Raw genomic sequence first — 21,613 nt, forward strand, 5'->3', positions numbered from 1 at the left:
GTGAAAAAAACTTTTTTAAATATCTTGTATAATGCGGTTTACCAAATTTTCCTTGTGCTAGTGCCGTTAATTACGGTGCCATACTTATCGCGAATTTTAGGTCCCAAAACTTATGGTATTTATAGCAATGTTAATAATATTGTCCAGTTCTTAATGATCTTTTGTACATTATCAGTTTCATATATTGGAATGAGGACAATTTCGCAAACACGAGCATTTAAAAGCCCACAAGAATTAACTGAAGCATTTTGGGGCTTATGGTATTTTCAAGCATTAGCGGGCTTGGTTACGATTCTAATTGTTGTTTTAGTTGCGTGTTTTTTCCATATTAAGTATTGGCAATACATCTTGCTGATGGTGCCATATTTAATCTCAGCTCAAGTTGATATTTCATGGTTTTTCCAAGGGTTGGCAGACTTTGGTCGTGTTGTTTTAAAAAATACGGCGGTTAAACTAGTTTCAGTTGTTTTGATTTTATTATGGGTTAAACAGCCAGGCGACTTGTGGAAATATATGTTGATTATGTCTGTCTCAACGATGCTCGGGTCATTTGTTTTCTGGTTTGATATTCGGCGCTATGTTGGTGGGCCAGTCAAGCACTTTTATCAGTACCAAGCGACAATTAAATCTATTATCACATTATTAATTCCGCAAATTGCGACGCAAATCTATACTTCACTTGATAAGCCGATTTTAGGTCTTTTTCAAAACTCAACTCAGGTGGCCTACTACGACAATTCTCAACGTATATCAAATATGGTTTTGGGAGTTGTTACAAGTATTTCACTAGTTATTATGCCCAAAATGGCCGGTGAAGGTAAAAAAGAGCAGCGTGTTATTCTGAAAAAATCGCTTGAAGCAACCGTCATGCTAGGAACATTGTTTGCAGTGATTATCATGGCCAATACAAAAGAATTTGTTCCTTTCTTTTTTGGTCACAAATTTATTCCGATGACGCCGTTAATGTTCTTCTTTGCACTAACAATAGTGATGATACCGACTGGGGGCGTTTTTGCTAACCAGTTCGCTTTGGCAAATCATCGTGACCAAGACTATGCTATTCCGGTAATAGTTGGTGCGATTCTTGAAGTAGTTCTGAGCTACTTCTTAGACAGATTGTACGGTGCAACGGGTGCGATGATTGCAATTTTGATTACTGAGTTCATCGTTTTGATTTTGCGGTTGTGGATAGTGCGTGACGGATATGATTTTAAGTATTCCTTTAAAGAGATTCCGAAATATCTGTTGATAGCCCTGATTGTCTTAGTAGTGGGGATGCTTATTCCGCAGCTTGTTTCGTCAGCCTTTTTCAATATGGCTATCAAATCAATTGTAATGTTCATCCTATATTTTGCCCTTATGTTCCTATTTAAGCTTGATTTTAATCAGGACATTATTATGTTAGTTAAGAAACTTTTTACTAGAGGTTAAAAATGATTCCGAAAATAATTCATTATGTTTGGGTTGGAGGCAATCCTAAGCCCAAAAATATTCAACGATGTCTAAAAACTTGGCGCAAACACTTGCAGGACTATAAAATTATCGAATGGAACGAGGATAATTTTGACATTCATGAAAACAAATACGTTGAACAAGCCTATCAAGCAAAAAAATGGGCCTTCGTTTCCGACTATATTCGTGCCAAGGCTGTTTATGAATATGGCGGCATTTATTTGGATACTGATGTACTCGTCCTTGACGATTTGACAAGTTTGCTTAATAGTCGCGCTTTTGTTGGCTTTGAAAACAAGGACAATCCTTTTACGGCAGTTTTTGGTGCCGAAAAACACCATCCACTACTGAAGGATATGCTGGCCTATTACGATGATCGCGACTTCACTTTCGATCGAGCCGATCAATTGGCTGGTGTTAATACGGTCTCTGTTTCGGATATTTTAAAAAACAAGTATGGTGCTAAGCCCAACAACCAAGAACAAGAGCTTAAAGAGGGAATTCACGTATACCCAGATGGCGTTTTATGCAACCCATCAGCTGATTCTAAGACTATCCATGTATTTACTGGTACTTGGATGGAAGGCGAGAAGCCACTAAAAAGAAAACTTGTTACAGCGTTCAAAGTAAGAATTAAAACGCAAAAAGAGGCGACGCTTTATGCCAAACTCTTCAGGTGAACTAACTGAAGCAGAATTGCAGGAATTAGTTGAACATGTTTCGCTGACATCATTTAACCGTCCTTTTTTGCATCAAGCCAAGATTAATCGGCGAATGACAACAACTGGGGGATGCTATCATTTAACTGATCATCATCTTGAGATAAATGCACATTTTTTACAACCGCAATACCATGATGAATTAGTTGGAATCATTAAACATGAACTAACACATTATCATTTACACTTACAAAACCGCGGTTACCGTCACCGTGATACCGATTTTAAGTTATTGCTGAAAAAAGTTGGTGGCAGTCGCTATGCACCTGATATTGGATTGCGCAGAAAGCAAAAATCCAAATTTGTTTATAAATGCCGGCAATGTGGGCAGAAGTTCAAGCGGGTTCGCCGCATTAACGTACGACGCTACGCTTGCGGTAAATGCGGTGGCCCTTTAAGGCTGGTAAAAAGCTAGTTTAAAAATAAAGTTACCGTTTTCATGGATTTTGTTTGACAAATCGTTAGGTGCCAAACTATAATCAAATTATAGAAATTAGGTACCTAACAAAAATTAAAAATAGAAAAACAAAAGGAGTTTTATCATGAGTCAAACAAGTGATAAGTTAATGAAGCAACTTTATTTTATTATGCGTGCCAGTCGCTACTTTATGTTTGAGAATAAGCAGCCTATTTCTGGTCAAAAACGTGTCTTGGCAGTCCTTAGACTCGAAGATGGCTTAACCCAAAACTATTTAGCTGAAATTCTGGCGCTTAAACCTGGATCCTTAGCTGAGCTTTTAAAGAAAATGGAAGCTAAGGGCTCCATTCGACGTGAGACAGATGAGCAGGATAAACGAGTTAAAAGGGTTTATTTAACTGAAGAAGGACGAGAAGAAGCAGCTCGTTTAGATGAATTAAAGAAGGCCCAAGACACAGGTTCATTTTTTGCGGGTCTAGATGAAGAAGAGCAAACCCAATTTAGCCATTACTTGGAAAAAATAGCTGATGGTTGGGATGAGGACTTTAAGCAACATGCGCAAAAGTTTGTTGATCCAACAGTACGTATGAAGGCTTATAGCAAGTGGCGCAAATATGCTGAAAATCACGATTACTCAAAAGAAGAGATGAGAGATCTCTGTCACCGGATGCATGGTCACCATCATTATCGTGATCACTGTCATGGTTATAGTAGTGAAGATTTTAAGAAATACTGTGATTTTGACAAAAATTGGCAGGGCGACCGCGACTTTTGGCGTGAATTTTGGCATAATGAAGATAACGAATTGTAGTTAGAAAAAAGAAAAAGTTTTTCAGTAATTGAAAAGCTTTTTTTTAATTAAGAAAGTCGGTACTACTAATGACATTTAAGTCTGACCAAACTAAGACAAAAACGGTTAAAATGAAAGACTTTTTACAGCTTTTAAAGGGACTAAAAGTAAAGAAAGGACTCTTTGCCGCTGGTTTGCTTTTCAGTTTAGTTACGAGTGTAGCTAATTTACTACTGCCATTATTGACACGTAATTTAGTTGATACAAGTAAATGGAATAAGTTCAACTACCGGAGTATGGTGTTAATCATTGTTGTTTTTGCTGCTCAACTTGTCTTAGGCACACTTGGTGGCTATATTTTGCGCTACTTCGGTGAAAGTGTCGTAAAAAGTTTACGTGAAAAACTTTGGTCGCACCTGCTAAAATTACCGATTTCTTATTTTGATGAAAATAAGGCTGGAGAAACTAGTTCACGTCTTGTTAATGATACTGGAGTAATCAAAGATTTAATTGCTTCGCAATTTCCTAACTTTATTACCGGTGCCATCCAACTGCTTTTTTCATTAATTATTCTCTTTGTGATGGATTGGCAAATGGCAGTCTTAATTTTTACAATTGTGCCGGTTGTCATTTTAATTCTATTTCCGGTGGGGCGTATTATGGCGCGACTTGGACGTAAGCTGCAAACTGCAACGGCTGAATTCAACGGTGATGTCAGTGAGAAATTAGCGGAAGTTCGACTGATTAAATCAAGTAATGGTGAAAAGTTTGAAGAGCAAAGTGGGAAAAAGATGCTTAATAAAATCTTTAACATCGGAGTAATCGATGCCCGCGTTGAAGCAATCTTACAGCCAATTATGACAACGCTGATGATGGCAGCATTTGCCGGCATTTTAGCTTTTGGACTTATTCGTGTCGGGCAAGGCTCATTAACAAGCGGATCACTTGTTGCCTTTTTACTTTACTTGTTTAATGTGATTGCGCCATTTGCCAACTTTGCAACCTTTTTCTCGCAGATTCAAAAAGCTTTAGGTTCCACCGAACGAATCCAACAAATTTTACAAATTGAACCAGAAAAAAGTTACTTAAGTCAGCCGACAGATATAGCTAATCAAACTTTGAAAGCAGAAAACCTGAGCTTCAATTATGAGACAGATGAACCGGTTTTAAGTTCAATTTCGTTTGTTGCCAAACCCAATTCTGTAATTGCTTTTGCTGGGCCAAGTGGCGCTGGAAAGTCGACCATTTTTGCTTTGATTGAACGCTTTTATCACCCAGCAACTGGGCAAATTTTGATTGGCAAGCAAAATATTGATGAGATTGAACTGGCGAGTTGGCGCTCTCAAATTGGATATGTGTCGCAAAATAGTGCCATTTTCTCTGGTACGATTAGAGCTAATTTGGTTTATGGACTAGATCAAAAACTGACTGATGAGCAGCTTTGGCATGGGTTAGAGCTTGCTTATGCAGATCACTTTGTCCGTGCCTTTCCGCATCAATTAGATGCTGAAATAGGTGAACGAGGCATCAAATTATCTGGTGGACAAAAACAGCGAATTGCAATTGCACGTGCATTTTTGCGCAATCCCAAGATTTTGATGTTAGATGAAGCAACTGCTAGTTTGGATTCTGAATCAGAGCGCAAGGTGCAACAGGCACTTGACCAATTAATGACAAATCGTACTACGCTGGTCATTGCCCACCGGCTAGCCACAATCGTGAATGCTGATCAAATCTACTTTATTGAACATGGTCAGATAACAGGCCATGGTACGCATCATGAATTAATGAAATCACATCCTTTATATGCGCGCTATGTTAATGAACAGATGGTTGATTAATAAAAAAGACTGCCAGAAAGTCTTGTGTAAAACTTCATTTTGAGGTATAGTATTGAATGTGTTGCGGGCATGGCGGAATTGGCAGACGCGCAAGACTAAGGATCTTGTGATCGCTTTTTGATCGTGGAAGTTCGAGTCTTCTTGCCCGCACTAATTAATGGAGCTTCGGCTCCATTTTTTGTATCCGATAAAAGCACCTTTACTAAAAAGGTGCTTTTTTATTTTAAAAATTAATTACATTGCACATTTTTATGTCCGAAAGAGGTTATACTAAAAAGTAATAACTAAAAGAGTAAGGGAATTTCTATGCCAAAAAAACGTAGGGGCAAAAAGCAATCAAATTTTATTATTATTTTGCGAACATTTATCATCTTATTTGTTTTAATTATTGCTTTTGTAGCGTTTAGATATTATCGGCGGCAAGCAATTCAAACGGAGCAAATTAGACAAGAGCAACTCGCCCGTGAAGAAGCTAGACAAAAGATTATTAGGCAGCACAAAGCATTTATTAAAGAAATTGGACCAATTGCCAAGGAAGTTGATCAGGAATTTGATTTACTTCCAAGTATTACAATTGCCCAGGCATGCCTTGAGAGTGACTATGGTCAGAGCAGTTTGTCTCAAAAGTACAATAATCTGTTTGGCGTGAAAGGTAGCAATCCGAATACCTCAGCGATTTTGAAGACAAAGGAATATCAAAAGGGTAAGTGGATTGTCGTGAAGGCACGCTTCCAAATCTATGATTCCTATGAAGCGTCAATTCGTGCGCATGCTCGGCTTTTCCAAAAGGGTACTACATGGAATAGTCAGCAGTATAAGCATGTTCTAGCTGCTAAAAATTATCAAAAGCAGGCGCATGCATTAGTTCAGGACGGCTATGCCACAGATCCTGATTACGCGGCCAAATTAATTAAATTAATCGAGGAGTACAACCTTGATCGTTTTGATAAATAACAGGTATTCTTGCTAAAAGCTGCCTGCTTTTTTGGTACAATGAATTAGTTACATAATTTTATTTGTGAAGGGAATTATAATGAGCGAAGAATCGATTTTGGCAGGATTAAATCCGCAACAAAAAGAGGCCGTAAAAACGACAGAGGGTCCACTCTTGGTTGTGGCTGGTGCAGGCTCAGGCAAAACCTCCGTATTAACAAGACGAATTGCCTACTTAGTAGAAGAAAAACAAGTCTTGCCTTGGAACATTCTGGCAATTACTTTTACCAATAAGGCAGCCAGCGAAATGCGCGAGCGTGAACAGAAACTTCTTGGTCCTGCCGCAAATGATATTTGGATGTCAACTTTCCATGCTTTATGTGTCCGTATTTTACGGCGTGATTCAGATAAGATAGGTTATGGTCGTAATTTTTCAATTGCGGATTCAGCCGAACAATTGACTTTGGTTAAGCACATTGAAAAAGAACTGAACATTAATCCTAAAATGTATGAACCCAGAGGCATCTTGTCTGCCATTTCAAATGCTAAAAATGACCTCTTAACGCCACAAGCATTTGAGGATAGTGCTGCATCACCTTTTGAAAAAATGGCTGCTAAAGTCTATCAGGAATACCAAAAGCGGTTGAAACATGACCAAATTATGGATTTTGACGATTTAATTATGCAGACATTGGTTCTCTTTAAAAAAGATCCTGAAGTTTTACATTATTATCAAAATAAATTCCGTTATATGCTCGTTGACGAGTATCAGGATACTAACCAAGCACAATATGAATTATGTCATGAATTAGCGGCACAATATAAAAATATCTGTGTTGTTGGTGATGCAGATCAGTCTATTTATGGCTGGCGTGGCGCCAATATGGAAAACATTATGAACTTCGAAAATGATTACCGCGATACTGGGGTTCAAACTGTCAAATTAGAGCAGAACTATCGCTCAACTGGTCATATTTTGTCCGCAGCCAACGCAGTAATCGACAATAATCGTAATCGCAAGAAAAAGAACTTGTGGACTGATCAGGGCGATGGCGAAAAGATTACTTATTACCGTGCTCAAAGTGGTGACGATGAAGCCCACTTTATCATTTCCAAGATTCAAGAAGAAGTTGATGATAATAACCGCTCCTACAAAGATTTTGCTGTTCTGTATCGGACCAATGCCCAGTCAAGAACAGTCGAAGAAGCTTTTGTGAAGTCAAATGTCCCTTATCAAATTGTTGGTGGTCATAAGTTCTACGATCGAAAAGAAATTATGGATATCATGGCTTATCTCAAGCTAGTTGCTAATCCAAACGATTCAATGAGTTTTAACCGTATCATCAATACGCCAAAAAGGGGAATTGGTCGTGTTAGTGTTGACAAGTTTATGGATGTCGCACAAGGAAACAACTTGTCATTGATCGACGCTTTTAAGCACATTAATATATCAGGCATTTCAACCCGTGCTGCAGCTAAAATGAGTGACTTTGGTGCTAAATTACGTGATGCAATTGAATATGCCAAAGATCATAGTGTTACAGGCCTAACCGAAAAGATTTTGCAGGATTTTGGCTATACAGATGCACTTAAGGCAGAACATACAATTGAAGCCGAAACAAGACTAGAAAACTTGGATGAATTTCTTTCAGTTACTAAACGTTTTGACGATCAATATGAACCTGAAGAAGATGATGCTAACGCTTTAAGTGACTTTTTAGCAGAAGTTTCATTGTTAAGTGATCAGGATGATTTAGAAAATAATGATGATCAGGTCGCATTAATGACCTTGCATGCAGCTAAAGGTTTGGAATTCCCAGTGGTCTTTTTGGTAGGGATGGAAGACGGATTATTCCCACTTTCTCGTGCCCTTTTAGAAGATGATCAATTAGAAGAAGAACGCAGACTTGCCTATGTTGGAATTACTAGAGCCAAAGAAAAGCTCTTTTTGACCAATGCTTATTCCAGAATGATGTTTGGTCGGATGCAAAACAATCCACCTTCAAGATTTTTGGAAGAAATTGATGTCGATGATCTTGACATGCAAAACTCAGTTCCAGAGGGTGTAGGAAATAGTGATTTCCAAGTTCAAACAGCTCCTTTTGCTAACGTTGATGAACGTGCGCGTGCTCAAGTTTACACACCAAAGGCAAAACCTGCTGGTGGTGCAATTGGTGCTGAAAAGAAGGGCTGGAATGTTGGCGATCAAGTTGAACATAAAGCTTGGGGCCACGGCGTTGTAACGAAAGTTAACGGCGAAGGCGAAGACATGGAGCTCGATATTGCGTTTCCAAATAAAGGAATTAAACGCCTTCTAGCAGCATTTGCTCCTATTAAAAAGGTATAATTAAAGCGAAAAACATAAATAAAAATTAATCAGGAGGAACAAAATGGCAGACTTAACTCTTGATGAGGCTAGAAAAGAAGTTGCTTCCCTCAGAGATAAACTTGACGAATGGGCTAACGCATATTATTCCAATGATGCACCAGAAGTTGAAGATAATGTTTATGATCAAAACTATCAGCGTTTGGTCGAACTTGAGCACCAGTTTCCCCAACTCGTAACGCAGGATTCAATTACTCAGCGAGTGGGTGGACAAATTGGTAGTGAATTTACCAAAGTTACGCACAAGATTCCTATGCTTTCAATGGGTGACGTTTTTTCGAAACAGGAATTACGTGAATTTGATGAACGGGTGCAAAAGCAAGTTGGTCATGAGGTTGCATATAACGTAGAGCTAAAAATTGACGGTTTATCAATTAACCTTGAATATCAAGATGGTAAATTAATGCGGGCTTCAACCCGTGGTAATGGCCAAGTTGGAGAAGACGTAACGGCTAATGCACGTTTTATTTCCGACATTCCACAAACCTTGCCTGAAAAACTCACGACAGAAGTGCGTGGTGAGTGTTACATGGGAAAAGAAGCTTTTGCGAAGTTAAACCAAGAGCGTGATGAAAAGGGAGAAACAACTTTTGCTAATCCACGTAATGCTGCTGCGGGTTCATTGCGTCAGCTTGATGCCAATATTACTAAGCATCGCAATCTGAGTACCTATATTTACACTTGGGTTAATCCCCCTGAAGAAATTACAAGCCAACATCAAGCAATTGAAAAAATGACGGATCTAGGCTTTCACACTGATTTAACAGGTCGTCGCCTTTCGAAGATGGATGAAATCTTTGACTTTATCGACGAATATACAGCTAAAAGAGATTCACTTGCTTATGGGATTGACGGAATTGTTTTAAAAGTTGATGACCTTGGCTTACAGAGTGAACTGGGCAATACGGTTAAAATTCCGCGTTGGGAAATTGCATATAAATTCCCGCCAGAAGAACAGGAAACTGTGGTTCATGAAATTAAATGGACGGTTGGTCGTACCGGTGTTGTAACGCCTACTGCTATAATGGATCCAGTACAACTTGCTGGAACAACGGTCTCGCATGCCGTTTTGCACAACGCAGATTTGCTAAAGCAAAAGGATGTGCGAATTGGTGATACCGTTATGCTGCACAAGGCAGGAGATATCATTCCTGAAATTTCCGAAGTTGTGTTAGCCAAACGACCTAAGGACTCTGAACCATATCCAATTCCTACTGAATGCCCATCTTGTGGGGAAAAATTGATTCACTTAAAAGATGAAGTGGCTTTACGTTGTGTGAACCCATCTTGTCCAGCACAGATGGAAGAGGAAATTACGCACTTTGCTTCTCGTCCAGCAATGAATATTGATGGCCTTGGTCCAAAAATTGTGCGTCAACTGATTTCTAACGATCTTGTTCATAACGTAGCAGATTTATACCACTTGCAAGCAAGTGACTTGGCTAAGCTTGATCATTTTAAAGATAAGTCTATCAATAATCTGTTAACAGCAATTAATAATTCAAAGCGTAATTCTGTTGAACTTTTGCTTACTGGTCTAGGAATTGATCATGTCGGTGCAAAGGCAGCCCGCTTAATTTCACAAAAGTTTAAAAATATGGCAAAGATTATGGAAGCTGACGTGCAAGAGGTTGCTGCTATCGATACAATAGGTATGACAATTGCTGAATCGCTAACAACCTATTTTGCTCAGGATGAAGTGGTTGAACTAGTTAAAGAATTGCAAGCTAGTGGCGTTAATATGGATTACTTGGGCGAAACAGAAGAGCAAATTGAAGACATTCCTGACAATTACTTTAAGGGTAAAACAGTTGTCTTAACTGGAACACTATCCCATTTCACACGAAGTGAATTTACGAAAAAATTACAGGCTTTAGGTGCAAAAGTGACTGGTTCAGTTTCAAAGAAAACCGATTATGTAATTTATGGTAAGGATGCAGGTTCTAAGTATACTAAGGCCCAAAAGCTTGGTGTAGCGTTATTAACTGAGGAAGAAGCAGTTGCTCAAGTTAAATAAAGGAACAATTAAAGTGAAAAAGTATTTACAGATAATAGCAGTTTTAGGTGCGGCACTTAGCTTGAGTGCTTGTGGGAATCTAAAAAATTCCAATTTGGCTAATAATGCCAAAACTTCAACAAATACGAATACTAAAACCTATCAAACAACTGAAACTGGTAACAATGGCTATACAGTATTGTTAAAAAATGGTCACTATGTAACCAGTCCAATTACTGGTTTAACTGCGACCAGTAATGATAATTCGGTTGATACGCGTGAACTTGAACGTGGATTGATTCAAATTTCGAAGGGTGTATATTCACCTAACTCTTATGTTTTCCAAGAAGGACAATATATTAATACGACTGTGGCCAATGATTGGCTGGGACGTAAATCGAAGAGCAATCCTTTAGGGCTAAATCCTGAACTTGGTTCAAAGAAAAAATATAATCCATATTATCTTGAAGAAATAATTGAACAAGACTTTTTGAATGGTTCAGGCTCAAGTTATCATATTGCGGGGATGAGCATTGGCTTAGCAATTAATTCGGTTGATTATTACCAGAAGAAAAAAGATGGCCCTGAATATCAAATGGCCATTTCTCGTTCAAACCAAAAGCAATATGGGCAAAAAATAGCCCAAGAAGTTGTGACACGCTTGCGTAAGAAAAAAGCTTTGAAGAATATTCCAATCACAATTGGCCTTTTTTCAAAAGAGAGTAAGGACTCACTCGTTAGTGGAACTTACTTTTTGAGCGGGACAGCGGCTGCTAATAGTAGTAAAATATCTAAATGGAAAACTATTAATACCCAAACAGAAGTGTTACCGACGATTGGTGGTAAAAAAGCAATCAACAGTAACGATGCATCCAGCTTTAACAGTTTTAAAGAATCAATTCAAAATTATTTTCCAAATATTAGTGGTGTGACAGCATCATTGCGTTATGAAAACGGAAAATTGGTTCAAGAAAATATTTCAATTACTACTCAATTTTATGGTTATGAACAGATTCAGAGTTTTACTCGTCTTGTTCTGTCCACGGCGAAAAAATATCTGCCTAACAATGTTCCTCTTGAAATAAAGATCGGTTCTGTTAATGATGTTCAAGCCTTGGTTGCGAAAGAATCAGGAGATAGTAGTTATCAAGTCCATATTTATGGCGGCGAATAAGGAGGTATATGCGTGGAAATTACAGAAGAAACAATTAAGCACGTTGCGGGATTATCGCGACTTGAAATTGATGAAAAAGAGATAGGTAAAGTTACTGAGCAAATGAGCTCAATTATCAACATGGCTGATCAATTATCAGAAGTTGATACTGATGGTGTTGAAGAAACAGTGCAAGTAGTTGATCGTGACACTGTGTTTAGAGAAGATAAACCTGAGCACTGGGAAACTCGCGAAGAATTAATGAAAAATGTTCCTGAACAGGCCAATGGCTTTATCAAGGTTCCTGTAATTATTAATAAGGATGAGGACGAGTAATGAACTACTTACACGAAGATATTGATTCATTAAATGAAAAACTTGCCCAAGGAACTTTGTCTGCAGACAAATTGGCGCAAGACACCGTTGAAAATATTAAGAAGACTGATGAAAAGCTAAATGCTTGGATTACAGTTCAAGAAGATGCAAAGCCTGATGGGGACTTGGATTTTGCTAATAATAAATTAGCTGGTATTCCAATTGCCATTAAGGACAACATCATCACTAAAGATGTCAAAACAACTGCAGCTAGTCATATCTTGGATAACTATATTCCTGTTTATGACGCAACTGTTATTGATCGCTTGAAGAAGGCTCATGTCACCTTTGTTGGTAAGACTAACATGGATGAATTTGCCATGGGTTCTTCAACAGAGCATTCATATTTTGGTGCTACTCATAACCCATGGGACTTTGATAAAGTTCCAGGTGGTTCTTCTGGTGGTTCAGCTGCAGCCGTTGCCGCTGGTCAAGTAGTTGCTGCACTAGGTTCTGATACTGGTGGTTCAATTCGTCAACCTTCAGCTTTTAACGGTATTTTTGGTATTAAACCAACTTATGGCCGTGTTTCACGTTGGGGTCTTATTGCCTTTGCTTCATCACTTGATGAAATTGGTGTTATGAGTAAACGTGCAAAGACTTCTGCACAAGTTCTTAACGTTATTGCTGGTTCCGATGAGCATGATTCAACTCTTTCCACAAGAGCAGTACCAGACTTTACAGAGTACATCGGCAAGGACGTTAAGGGTCTGCATGTTGCTGTGGTTAAAGAATACATGGATGCCGTTGATGGTGAGATGCATGAAGTAATCCAAAAACAAATTGATGTTTTAAAGGATGCTGGTGCAATTATTAATGAAGTTTCATTACCATTAACAAAATATGTTGTTCCTGACTACTACATTATCGCTTCAAGTGAGGCTTCATCAAATCTTCAGAGATTTGATGGTATTCGTTATGGTTACCGTGCTGAAGATGCCAAGAACTTGTTAGATGTATATGTAAAATCTCGTTCGGAAGGTTTTGGCGAAGAAGTTCAACGTCGTATTTTGCTGGGTTCGTTTGCTTTATCAGCTGGTTCATATGATCGCTTCTTTAGACAAGCTTCTAAGGTTAGAACATTGATTTGCAATGACTTTGATAAGATTTTTGCTGATAACGATGTAATTGTTGGCCCAACCACAACTACGCCTGCATTTAACATTGGTAGTGAAATTTCTGATCCAATTAAAATGTACAATAACGACATTTTAACCATTTCTGCTAACTTGGCTGGAATTCCAGCTGCTAGTGTGCCTGCTGGTCTTGTTGATGGCATGCCAGTTGGTTTGCAAGTGATGGCTAAGCGCTTTGATGAAGGTAGCATTTTCCAAGTTGCAGACTTCATTGAACGTAACAATAAGTTTTATGAAAAAACACCAGCTGGAATGGAGGATTAATTAATGAACTTTAAATCAACAATTGGATTCGAAGTCCACTTCGAATTAAAAACTAAGAGTAAAATTTTCTCACCTTCACCAGTTAGTTATGGTGCAAAGCCTAACACAGAAACCAACGTAATCGACTGGGGTATGCCTGGTGTTTTACCATACGTCAATAAAGATGTTTACCGTTTGGGAATTATGGTTGCTTTAGCAACGCACTCACATATTTTGCCAACAACACACTTTGACCGAAAGAACTACTACTACCCAGATAGTCCGAAGGCATATCAGATTACGCAGTTCTTCCAACCACTTGCTCGTGATGGCTATGTTGAAATCGAAGTACATGGTAAGAAGAAACGTATTGGTATTCACGAAATGCATATTGAAGAGGATGCCGGTAAGAACACTCACGGAACTAATGGTTTTTCATATGTTGACTTAAACCGTCAAGGTGTTCCACTTCTAGAAGTTGTTTCTGAACCTGAAATTTCTGATCCTGATGAAGGTTATGCATATTTGGAAAAATTGCGTAAAATTGTTCAATTCACTGGTGCTTCCGACGTTAAGATGGAAGAGGGTTCAATGCGTGTTGATACCAACATCTCAATTAGACCTGCCGGTCAAAAGGAACTTGGCACCAAGGTCGAAATGAAGAACCTTAACTCTTTTGAACACGTACGTAAATCACTTGCATACGAAGAAAAACGTCAAGCTCAAGTTTTGCTTTCGGGTGGTCGTGTTCAAATTTCTACTCGTCGTTTCGATGAAGCAACTGGTAAAACTGTTTTGGAACGTGTTAAGGAAGGTGACGCAGATTACCGTTACTTCCCTGAACCAGATATTGCACCTGATCACATCAGTGATGAATGGATTGAAGAAATCAAGTCCAGCTTACCTCGTTCGGCTGAAGAACGTTACAACCAATACGTCAATGAATTCGGTTTGAAGGAATATGACGCAAATGTTCTTCTTCAAACAAAGGAAAGCTCTGACTTCTTTGATAAAACTGTTGCTGCCGGTGCTGATCCTCAATTAGCAGCCAACTGGATGAACACCCAAGTTAATGGTTACCTAAATGATAACCGTGTTGAACTTGCTGACATTAAGTTGACACCAGAAAACTTGGCCGCAATGATCAAATTGATTAAAGATGGTACCATTTCTTCTAAGATTGCTAAGAAGGTCTTTGCTGAAACAATTGCTAATGGAACTGATCCGAAGAAGTATGTTGAAGATCAAGGAATGGTTCAGTTATCTGATACTAGTGTCTTGGAACCAATGGTTAAGGAAGTCGTTGATAACAACCCACAATCCGTTGAAGACTTCAAGAACGGTAAGGATCGTGCAATTGGCTTCTTAGTTGGTCAAATCATGAAGCAAACTCGTGGTAAAGCCAATCCTAAAGTGATTAACCAATTGCTAAACGATGAATTGCAAAAACGTTAATGTCAATTTTTAAGTAATAAGGTAGTAACTATGACTAAAAAAGCAAGATTAATCTATAATCCTGTATCTGGTCACGAACAGATGCCCAAGAATGTCGCTGACATCTTAGACGTGTTAGAGCAAGCAGGCTATGAAGCAAGTGCTTATCGAACAACACCTGAAAAGCAAAGTGCTCAAAAAGAAGCAACGCGTGCAGCCAAAGCTGGCTTTGATTTAATTGTTGCAGCTGGTGGTGACGGCACAATCAATGAAGTTGTTAATGGGATTGCCTTTTTGGAACAGCGTCCAAAAATGGCGATTATTCCTGCAGGAACAACTAACGACTATGCTCGTGCATTGCGCATACCGCGTGATAGTATATCAGGTGCAACTAAGGTCATTCTCAACAACAAAACCCGTAAGATGGATATCGGTGAAGCAACATTTGGTGAGGATAGACAGTATTTTGTTAATATCGCCGCTTGTGGCTCGTTAACAGAACTAACTTATGATGTTCCTTCCGAAGTTAAATCAGCTTTGGGCTATACTGCTTACCTAATCAAAGGAGCGGAGATGTTACCTCATTTGACTGAAAATGAACTACGTCTTACCTATGATGCCGGTGTGTATGAAGGTAAACTATCAATGCTATTATTGGGTATGACCAATTCAATTGGTGGTTTTGAACAAATTATGCCTGATGCAGAGCTTAGTGATGGACTGTTTCAATTGATTATTGTTAAGCCATCTGAGCCAGTTAAATTGTTGAAACTGATGGCTTTAGCCATGAACGGTAAGCACGTTGATGATCCGGATATTATTTACACTAAAACCCGTAGCTTAAAGATTGAGCTGGTAGGTAAAAGCTTAGGACAAAAGCTACCAGTCAATCTTGATGGTGAAATTGGTGATTACTGTCCAGTTACTTTTAAAAATTTACAGCAACGAATTGAATTCTTTGTTGGAGAATAAAATGCAAATATAAAAAAGATCGCTCATAAACGAGCGATCTTTTTTATTGCTTATTTTTAACTAATTAGCGTAATCAATGTCTTCTTTTGGTTGAACCTTGAATTCACGATAATCAGTTTCTTTCTCCAATTCAGGAGTTAATCTTACACATCTGATTCGTTGATTGCCGTAAGTTGCGTAGTAGTAACTTCTTGATTCAGCACACATATAAGCAGTGTAGCAAGTATAGTCAAAGGTATCATCTGTAGTAACAACAATTCCACGAGGGATGCTAACTGATTCCAAAATATGGTGAGAAAGAGTAACTGCTGAAAGTTCATCTGCTGGCTGTTCAACATTGTTCTTCATGAAAGCTGTTCTGACAAAACGTGAAACTGGCGTAAAGTCACCAGGTAAGCCAAATGTTCCTGAACCTTGACTGAAAGGTTTCAATGTTTTACCCAAAAATTCAATATCTTCATGTTGCTTTGGTTGAACAGATAGGTAGTTACGTAAATTAGTTTCATGCCAGTGGTAGTCAGGACTGTTAGTCATAACACCGATTGAGTCTTCAATAACATGAACACCATCTTTTTCTGGTTCAACAATTAAACTCTTGCCTGAAGTATCGGAGAAAATGAAGTGTAGTGGTGGAACTACTTTCAAAGTTACGCTAGCTTCATTAACAATTGAAATCTTCTCGTCAAATAACTCTTTAACTTCTGCAAGTGAAGCAGCTTGAGACAAAATAGCTGAAATTACTTTGTCTGGTGAAACAGCCCAAGTGTTGTCCGTAGCCTTTTCCTTATAGCTTGCATAGCCAGGGAAGTATAGGACACCAGCAGTAACACCAGCGTCGTTAACACCATCACAAGTTACTGGTGCATTATCAACTTCCTGAATGCTGCCCATACCGATAAAAGCATGCTTACTAGTGATTTCTTCTTTATCGTCATAAGAAACGGCAAAAGTTTTGTTCTTTGGAACAAAGACAACTTGCTCTGCCATTTCCATCATAAAGTCCATTGTTCGTGACAATAGGTGTTTATGATCTTTTGTTTCCAGTGTAAAACTACTACAACCAATCATATTGCAACCTCCTGCTTAATTAGCTATATAAAAAATATTTATATAAATTAATGTATATGTTAAAAGTATAAGAGTGTTGAAGACTTAATTCAAGCTATATTAAGAAAAACATTAAAGAAAGATAGTAATTTACTCATCATAATTGTATATGGAGTTTTTGGAACATAAAAAAACTTTGCCACCTGATTAAGTGACAAAGTCTTTAAATAGTTAGGTTAGCTTCAAATTAGTTATTGCTGCTATTGCCGCTACCACCAAAAATTTCTAATAAGAACATGAAGATGTTCACGAAATCAAGGTAGAGTTGCAATGCGCCAAGAACAGCTAAGCCATTAGTTGAAACTTGATTGCCGTATTGGCTATAAATAATTTTCATTTTGTTAGCATCACTAGCAACTAAACCAGTAAAAATAATTACACCAATAAATGAAAATACGTATGTAACTGCTGGGCTGTTAAAAAACATATTAACAAGCCAAGCTACTAAAAAGCCAGTTAAAGCTGCACCTAGATAGGCATTCCAATTGGACAGGTCTTTTTTGGTAAATGTACCAAAGAGTGCCATTGCAATAAAGACAGCTGCTGATGAAACAAAAGCAGTAGTAATTTGAGAGCCGGTGTAAAAACCAGCGATTAATGCGAACTCAAAACCATAGATAATAGATAAAATGGCCAACATAATCATGCTAGCGATTGGACTACGGTTAGCATTAAAACTAATCCCCATTGATAAACCAAGTGGAACTAGTAAAATGAGCCACATCATAGCTACAGGCATATTCATTACTGCAGATCTGAAAACGGTCATTGTTAAGTAAGCTGCTAAGGCCGAAATCAATACGGCTACAGCCATTAGTGAATACATTTTGGTTAAAAAGCCGTTGGTTTCAGAAATACTGTGAATTTGTCGCTTATTTGAATTAGTATCAAAATCGTTCATAATTAACGTCCTCTCTATAAATAAGATTAATAATAAACCTAACACAGTTTGAATAAAGAGTGAAGCGATATTGCTGTAAATTAAATCAATGTTAAGAATGAGCAATGCCGTTACTTTAACCAGTTTTTTTAGTAAAATAGTAATGTTAATTATTGTTTGTAAAAAAGGACAAAAAATGGAAAAAAATCAAATTATCGACTTAGAAATAACTGACTTATCATATGAAGCAATGGGTGTAGCCCATTATGAAGGCATGACTGTTTTTGTCACTAATGCCCTGCCAGGGGAGACAGTTAAAGCCAAAATTTTAAAGGTCAAAAAGAACTTTGCTTTTGCTAAAATTGAAGAAATTGTAAAGGAAAGTCCTGATCGAGTAAACATTGAACTTAACCAGTGGGTTCAAACAGGGTTAGCATCTTTAGCACATATCAAATATGATAAGCAATTAGAGTTCAAACGTAACCAAGTAGTGAACTTATTGAAAAAGGCACACTTAGATGATGTAGAAGTAGGCGAAACTTTGCCTAGTCCTGAAGAAACAGGCTACCGTAACAAGGCACAGGTTCCGGTGAGAGAAGTTAATGGGCAACTTGAAATTGGCTTTTTCAGACGGCATTCGCACGATTTAGTGCCACTAACTAATTTCTTTACCACTGATCCAGAAATTGACCGTGTTTTGGTTGCCGTTAGAGATATATTGCGTCAGTACCGCGTACCTGCATATGATGAAGTGCACAACAAAGGTGAAGTACGGTATTTAGATGTTCGCCGGAGCAAAGCTACCGGTGAAATCATGGTGATTTTAGTTTGCTTGCATAAAGATTTTCCTCAGTTACCAAAAGTAGCAGAGGCTATTAAACAAATTGATGGTGTCACTAGTTTAGTATTGAATTATAACCCGAAGAAGACCAATGTTATTCTGGGAAAGGTAGATTACTTAATTTTTGGTAAGCCACAGATTACTGATCAAATTGGTGATGTGAAGTTTAGAATCTCACCCGAGAGTTTCTTCCAAATTAACTCACTTCAAACGCCTCGTTTATATGATTTAGCCATCAAAAAGGCTGAACTTGCTCCCGATGATGTAGTCGTCGATGCATATTCAGGAATTGGTACGATCGGTTTGACTGTTGCCAAGCATGTTAAAGAAGTTAGGGGAATTGAAAGTGTCCGTGATGCTGTCAAGGATGCCAACAACAACGCTGAACTGAACAATATCGACAATGCTAGATATGTTGCTGGTAAGGCAGAAGAGGTAATGCCTAAGTGGGCGGCCAAAGGGATGAAAACAGATGTGATTTTTGTTGATCCACCTCGAAAGGGTTTGACTTCAGAATTTATTGATGCCGCTGTTAAAACAAATCCAAAAAAGATTGTTTATATCTCATGTAACCCCGCAACAATGATTCGTGATCTGCAAGAATTGCTGGAACATGGCTATAGTTTTGAGCGCATTGATCCAGTTGATATGTTTCCACAGACACCTCATGTTGAAGCTGTGACGGTGCTGGAAAGAGAAAAATATGGTAATGAAGTCAGATAAACAGTTTACATTCGCAGATACTGTTAATTATATGACTAGATATCATATTACAGATTTTTTGTATTTGAGAATAAAAAGGTCTAGGGAACTTTTAATAAATTGATTAAAAGTTATACATATGTAATATGAAAATGCGGAGAGTAAAGTAGGGGCGTAAAATCAATAAATAATATTAAGCGCCTTGCTCTAAATGAATTTATGCTTTTAAACATTTGTACAATGTTTCTAGATTTAGTTTTGGAGAATAGAAAATGAAAACAGATATAGAAAAATACAATGATAGCGTGCAGTCAAATACTGCTTTTCTAAATGAATTGAAGGAAAAACTTCCAGAATTTATTGCTAAAGATGGGTCGTTTGATCTTGATAAATTTAAAGGTCAATTGAAGAACAAAAATATAAGTGAACTTAGTGAAGGGTATCAATTAAACTTTATTGGTAAGGACTATGCACGTCGTCAGGCTGGTGAAATGCCGACTAGTGTGATTGTTCCAGATGAAGAACAAAATATGGGAGAGGGTTCAGACTCTCGCAATTTATTTTTTACTGGAGATAATTTAGAAGTTTTACGGCATTTGCAGAATAATTATCAAAATAAAATTGATCTGATCTATATTGATCCCCCCTATAACACTGGAAATCACGACTTTATTTATCCTGACAAATTTGAGTATAGCGATAGAAAAATTGAAGAAATGTTTGGATTAGATGACAACGAATTACAACGTTTAAAGAGCATTCAGAAAAATTCAAGTCATTCTGCTTGGCTAACATATATGTATCCAAGATTGCAATTAGCCAAACATCTGCTGTCTAACAGCGGTGTGATTTTTATTTCTATTGATGATAATGAGATGGCTAATTTAAAAGAAATTTGTGATGAAATTTTTGGTGAAAGTAACTTTATTAGCAACATAATTTGGAATTCAAGAAAATCTGTTTCAAATGATGCTGTTGTTTCGCTAAATCATAATAGTATGCTTATCTATACAAGACAAATTAGTGAATTCAACAAAAATAAGTCAAACTTTAAATTATGTATGAGTGATAAAGGATTTTCTAATCCTGATAATGATATAAGAGGACCATGGAAAGCAGACCCGTTTGATGCTCCTGGTATACGTAAAAATCTAGAATATAGAATTGAGAATCCTAAAACAGGCGCGTATTTTACACCCACTGCTGGAAGGCATTGGCGGACAGAAGAAAGCGAATATAGGAAGCTTTTCGATGATGATAGGATTATATTTGGAAAACGCGGGGAATCAGGCCCCCAGCTAAAAAGATTTCTTTCTGAAGCAAAAAATAAAGGATTGACTCCTAAGTCCATATGGGATGATGTTGGTACTGCAACTACTGGTACAAAAGAAATACAGGAGTTTTTTGGAAAAAAAGTTTTCAGTACTGCTAAACCTACAGACTACATTAAACGGGTAATAGATCTGGGGACAAATAGCAATTCTATAGTTCTGGATTTTTTTGCTGGATCATCAACAACTGCCGATGCTGTTATGCAATTAAATGCTGAAGATGGTGGACAACGTAAATTTATTATGGTTCAGCTGCCTGAAAAAACTTATGAAATAGATAAAAAAACTGGATTACCAAAACTAAACCGAAAGGGTGAGAAGATTCCTACTAAGGGTGGTAAAGCTGCTTATGATGCTGGATTTAAATCTATTGATGAAATTTCACGGGAACGTATACACCGAGCAGCGGAAAAAATTAAAAAAAATAATAACTTAACTTTGCCTGATAATTTTGACGCTAGCTTTAAGCACTATAGGGTAGTAGAGCCTACTAAACAGACCCTAGAGAACATCGGGGACTTTGATCCTAATAACACCAACTTATTTACTAATATGATTGAAGGATTTTCTAGTAAGAGTCTAAATATCCCTGGAGATGCCTCTGGTGAACAAACCATTCTTACCACTTGGCTAGTTCAAGATGGATATGCCATGGATGTGGAAGTTAAAAATCTTAAGTTTAGTAACTATCTTGCTCATTTAGTTGATAATCGTCTTTATCTTATTAATGAAGGATGGGGGAGTTCACAAACTAGAGAGCTGTTGAATCTGATAGGAACCAATAAGCTTCAGTTGCAAAGTGTTGTGTTATTTGGATATTCATTTAATATTACTGGGTTGCGTGAGCTAGAGAACGGTTTGAAGCAACTAGATAGTAAAGTTTCTTTAATAAAGAGGTACTGAG

17 protein-coding genes and 1 tRNA gene are annotated in these 21,613 nt (G+C 37.7%); 16 read left to right on the forward strand and 2 right to left on the reverse strand.

Annotated elements, in window-relative coordinates; genetic code table 11:
- The 14 genes from H3R25_RS00375 to H3R25_RS00440 all read left to right on the forward strand — a co-directional run bounded on the left by H3R25_RS00375 (position 1) and on the right by H3R25_RS00440 (position 15,848).
- On the forward strand, positions 1-1,431 hold the full coding sequence (locus H3R25_RS00375; protein WP_046306326.1) for an oligosaccharide flippase family protein: 1,431 nt from the start codon (positions 1-3) through the stop codon (positions 1,429-1,431).
- Between the two features lie 2 nt (positions 1,432-1,433).
- Positions 1,434-2,132, forward strand: coding sequence for a glycosyltransferase family 32 protein (locus tag H3R25_RS00380; protein ID WP_198193760.1), 699 nt, complete (start codon positions 1,434-1,436; stop codon positions 2,130-2,132).
- Positions 2,113-2,586 carry a SprT family protein gene (locus H3R25_RS00385; protein ID WP_198193762.1) on the forward strand — a complete coding sequence of 158 codons (474 nt, stop codon included), beginning with the start codon at positions 2,113-2,115 and terminating at the stop codon, positions 2,584-2,586. Before H3R25_RS00380 ends, H3R25_RS00385 begins: the two co-directional genes overlap by 20 nt.
- Positions 2,587-2,713: 127 nt before the next feature.
- Entirely contained in the window at positions 2,714-3,400 is a 687-nt protein-coding gene (locus H3R25_RS00390) for a MarR family winged helix-turn-helix transcriptional regulator (RefSeq protein ID WP_198193764.1), read from the forward strand.
- 68 nt (positions 3,401-3,468) lie between these two features.
- Complete coding sequence (locus tag H3R25_RS00395; RefSeq protein WP_198193766.1) at positions 3,469-5,220, forward strand: ABC transporter ATP-binding protein; 1,752 nt, start codon at positions 3,469-3,471, stop codon at positions 5,218-5,220.
- Between the two features lie 63 nt (positions 5,221-5,283).
- Positions 5,284-5,370, forward strand: a tRNA-Leu gene (locus H3R25_RS00400).
- Positions 5,371-5,526: 156 nt separating this feature from the next.
- The gene (locus H3R25_RS00405) at positions 5,527-6,174 is read left to right on the forward strand and encodes a glycoside hydrolase family 73 protein (protein ID WP_198193768.1); all 648 of its coding nucleotides are present in this window, start codon (positions 5,527-5,529) and stop codon (positions 6,172-6,174) included.
- A gap of 79 nt (positions 6,175-6,253) precedes the next feature.
- Positions 6,254-8,500 (forward strand): DNA helicase PcrA, encoded by a 2,247-nt coding sequence (pcrA, locus tag H3R25_RS00410; protein ID WP_122034555.1) that lies wholly within the window; start codon positions 6,254-6,256, stop codon positions 8,498-8,500.
- Positions 8,501-8,543: 43 nt separating this feature from the next.
- On the forward strand, positions 8,544-10,556 hold the full coding sequence (ligA, locus tag H3R25_RS00415) for an NAD-dependent DNA ligase LigA (protein ID WP_198193770.1): 2,013 nt from the start codon (positions 8,544-8,546) through the stop codon (positions 10,554-10,556).
- A gap of 13 nt (positions 10,557-10,569) precedes the next feature.
- Positions 10,570-11,709, forward strand: coding sequence for a CamS family sex pheromone protein (locus tag H3R25_RS00420; protein ID WP_198193772.1), 1,140 nt, complete (start codon positions 10,570-10,572; stop codon positions 11,707-11,709).
- Between the two features lie 12 nt (positions 11,710-11,721).
- Positions 11,722-12,024: an Asp-tRNA(Asn)/Glu-tRNA(Gln) amidotransferase subunit GatC gene (gene gatC, locus H3R25_RS00425; protein ID WP_122034557.1), complete on the forward strand. Its 303-nt coding sequence runs from the start codon at positions 11,722-11,724 to the stop codon at positions 12,022-12,024.
- Positions 12,024-13,463 carry an Asp-tRNA(Asn)/Glu-tRNA(Gln) amidotransferase subunit GatA gene (gatA, locus tag H3R25_RS00430; RefSeq protein ID WP_198193774.1) on the forward strand — a complete coding sequence of 480 codons (1,440 nt, stop codon included), beginning with the start codon at positions 12,024-12,026 and terminating at the stop codon, positions 13,461-13,463. Before gatC ends, gatA begins: the two co-directional genes overlap by 1 nt.
- A 3-nt stretch (positions 13,464-13,466) precedes the next feature.
- On the forward strand, positions 13,467-14,897 hold the full coding sequence (gatB, locus tag H3R25_RS00435; protein ID WP_046306345.1) for an Asp-tRNA(Asn)/Glu-tRNA(Gln) amidotransferase subunit GatB: 1,431 nt from the start codon (positions 13,467-13,469) through the stop codon (positions 14,895-14,897).
- A gap of 30 nt (positions 14,898-14,927) precedes the next feature.
- Positions 14,928-15,848 carry a diacylglycerol kinase family lipid kinase gene (locus H3R25_RS00440; protein WP_046306347.1) on the forward strand — a complete coding sequence of 307 codons (921 nt, stop codon included), beginning with the start codon at positions 14,928-14,930 and terminating at the stop codon, positions 15,846-15,848.
- Positions 15,849-15,908: 60 nt separating this feature from the next.
- On the opposite strand, the gene H3R25_RS00445 is transcribed toward H3R25_RS00440, so the two are convergent.
- Positions 15,909-16,916, reverse strand: a complete 1,008-nt coding sequence (locus H3R25_RS00445) for a choloylglycine hydrolase family protein (protein WP_198193776.1) — start codon at positions 16,914-16,916, stop codon at positions 15,909-15,911.
- A gap of 226 nt (positions 16,917-17,142) precedes the next feature.
- Positions 17,143-17,856 carry a Bax inhibitor-1/YccA family protein gene (locus H3R25_RS00450; protein ID WP_198193778.1) on the reverse strand — a complete coding sequence of 238 codons (714 nt, stop codon included), beginning with the start codon at positions 17,854-17,856 and terminating at the stop codon, positions 17,143-17,145.
- Positions 17,857-18,031: 175 nt separating this feature from the next.
- On the opposite strand from H3R25_RS00450, the gene rlmD reads away from it, so the two are divergent.
- Positions 18,032-19,399 carry a 23S rRNA (uracil(1939)-C(5))-methyltransferase RlmD gene (rlmD, locus tag H3R25_RS00455; RefSeq protein WP_198193780.1) on the forward strand — a complete coding sequence of 456 codons (1,368 nt, stop codon included), beginning with the start codon at positions 18,032-18,034 and terminating at the stop codon, positions 19,397-19,399.
- 251 nt (positions 19,400-19,650) lie between these two features.
- Positions 19,651-21,612: a site-specific DNA-methyltransferase gene (locus H3R25_RS00460; RefSeq protein ID WP_198193782.1), complete on the forward strand. Its 1,962-nt coding sequence runs from the start codon at positions 19,651-19,653 to the stop codon at positions 21,610-21,612.
- Position 21,613 lies beyond the last annotated feature (1 nt).

Origin of the sequence: Lactobacillus sp. M0390 (genome assembly GCF_016102085.1) — a bacterium.
Classification (GTDB): domain Bacteria; phylum Bacillota; class Bacilli; order Lactobacillales; family Lactobacillaceae; genus Lactobacillus; species Lactobacillus apis.

Excerpts from the sequence above, each read along its gene's own strand:
- gatB (WP_046306345.1), top strand. The coding sequence starts at position 13,467 with ATGAACTTTAAATCAACAATTGGATTCGAAGTCCACTTCGAATTAAAA.
- ligA (WP_198193770.1), top strand. The coding sequence starts at position 8,544 with ATGGCAGACTTAACTCTTGATGAGGCTAGAAAAGAAGTTGCTTCCCTC.
- gatA (WP_198193774.1), top strand. The coding sequence starts at position 12,024 with ATGAACTACTTACACGAAGATATTGATTCATTAAATGAAAAACTTGCC.
- H3R25_RS00450 (WP_198193778.1), bottom strand. The coding sequence starts at position 17,856 with ATGAACGATTTTGATACTAATTCAAATAAGCGACAAATTCACAGTATT.
- H3R25_RS00405 (WP_198193768.1), top strand. The coding sequence starts at position 5,527 with ATGCCAAAAAAACGTAGGGGCAAAAAGCAATCAAATTTTATTATTATT.
- rlmD (WP_198193780.1), top strand. The coding sequence starts at position 18,032 with ATGGAAAAAAATCAAATTATCGACTTAGAAATAACTGACTTATCATAT.
- H3R25_RS00395 (WP_198193766.1), top strand. The coding sequence starts at position 3,469 with ATGACATTTAAGTCTGACCAAACTAAGACAAAAACGGTTAAAATGAAA.
- H3R25_RS00460 (WP_198193782.1), top strand. The coding sequence starts at position 19,651 with ATGAAAACAGATATAGAAAAATACAATGATAGCGTGCAGTCAAATACT.
- H3R25_RS00380 (WP_198193760.1), top strand. The coding sequence starts at position 1,434 with ATGATTCCGAAAATAATTCATTATGTTTGGGTTGGAGGCAATCCTAAG.
- H3R25_RS00385 (WP_198193762.1), top strand. The coding sequence starts at position 2,113 with ATGCCAAACTCTTCAGGTGAACTAACTGAAGCAGAATTGCAGGAATTA.
- H3R25_RS00390 (WP_198193764.1), top strand. The coding sequence starts at position 2,714 with ATGAGTCAAACAAGTGATAAGTTAATGAAGCAACTTTATTTTATTATG.
- pcrA (WP_122034555.1), top strand. The coding sequence starts at position 6,254 with ATGAGCGAAGAATCGATTTTGGCAGGATTAAATCCGCAACAAAAAGAG.
- H3R25_RS00440 (WP_046306347.1), top strand. The coding sequence starts at position 14,928 with ATGACTAAAAAAGCAAGATTAATCTATAATCCTGTATCTGGTCACGAA.
- H3R25_RS00445 (WP_198193776.1), bottom strand. The coding sequence starts at position 16,916 with ATGATTGGTTGTAGTAGTTTTACACTGGAAACAAAAGATCATAAACAC.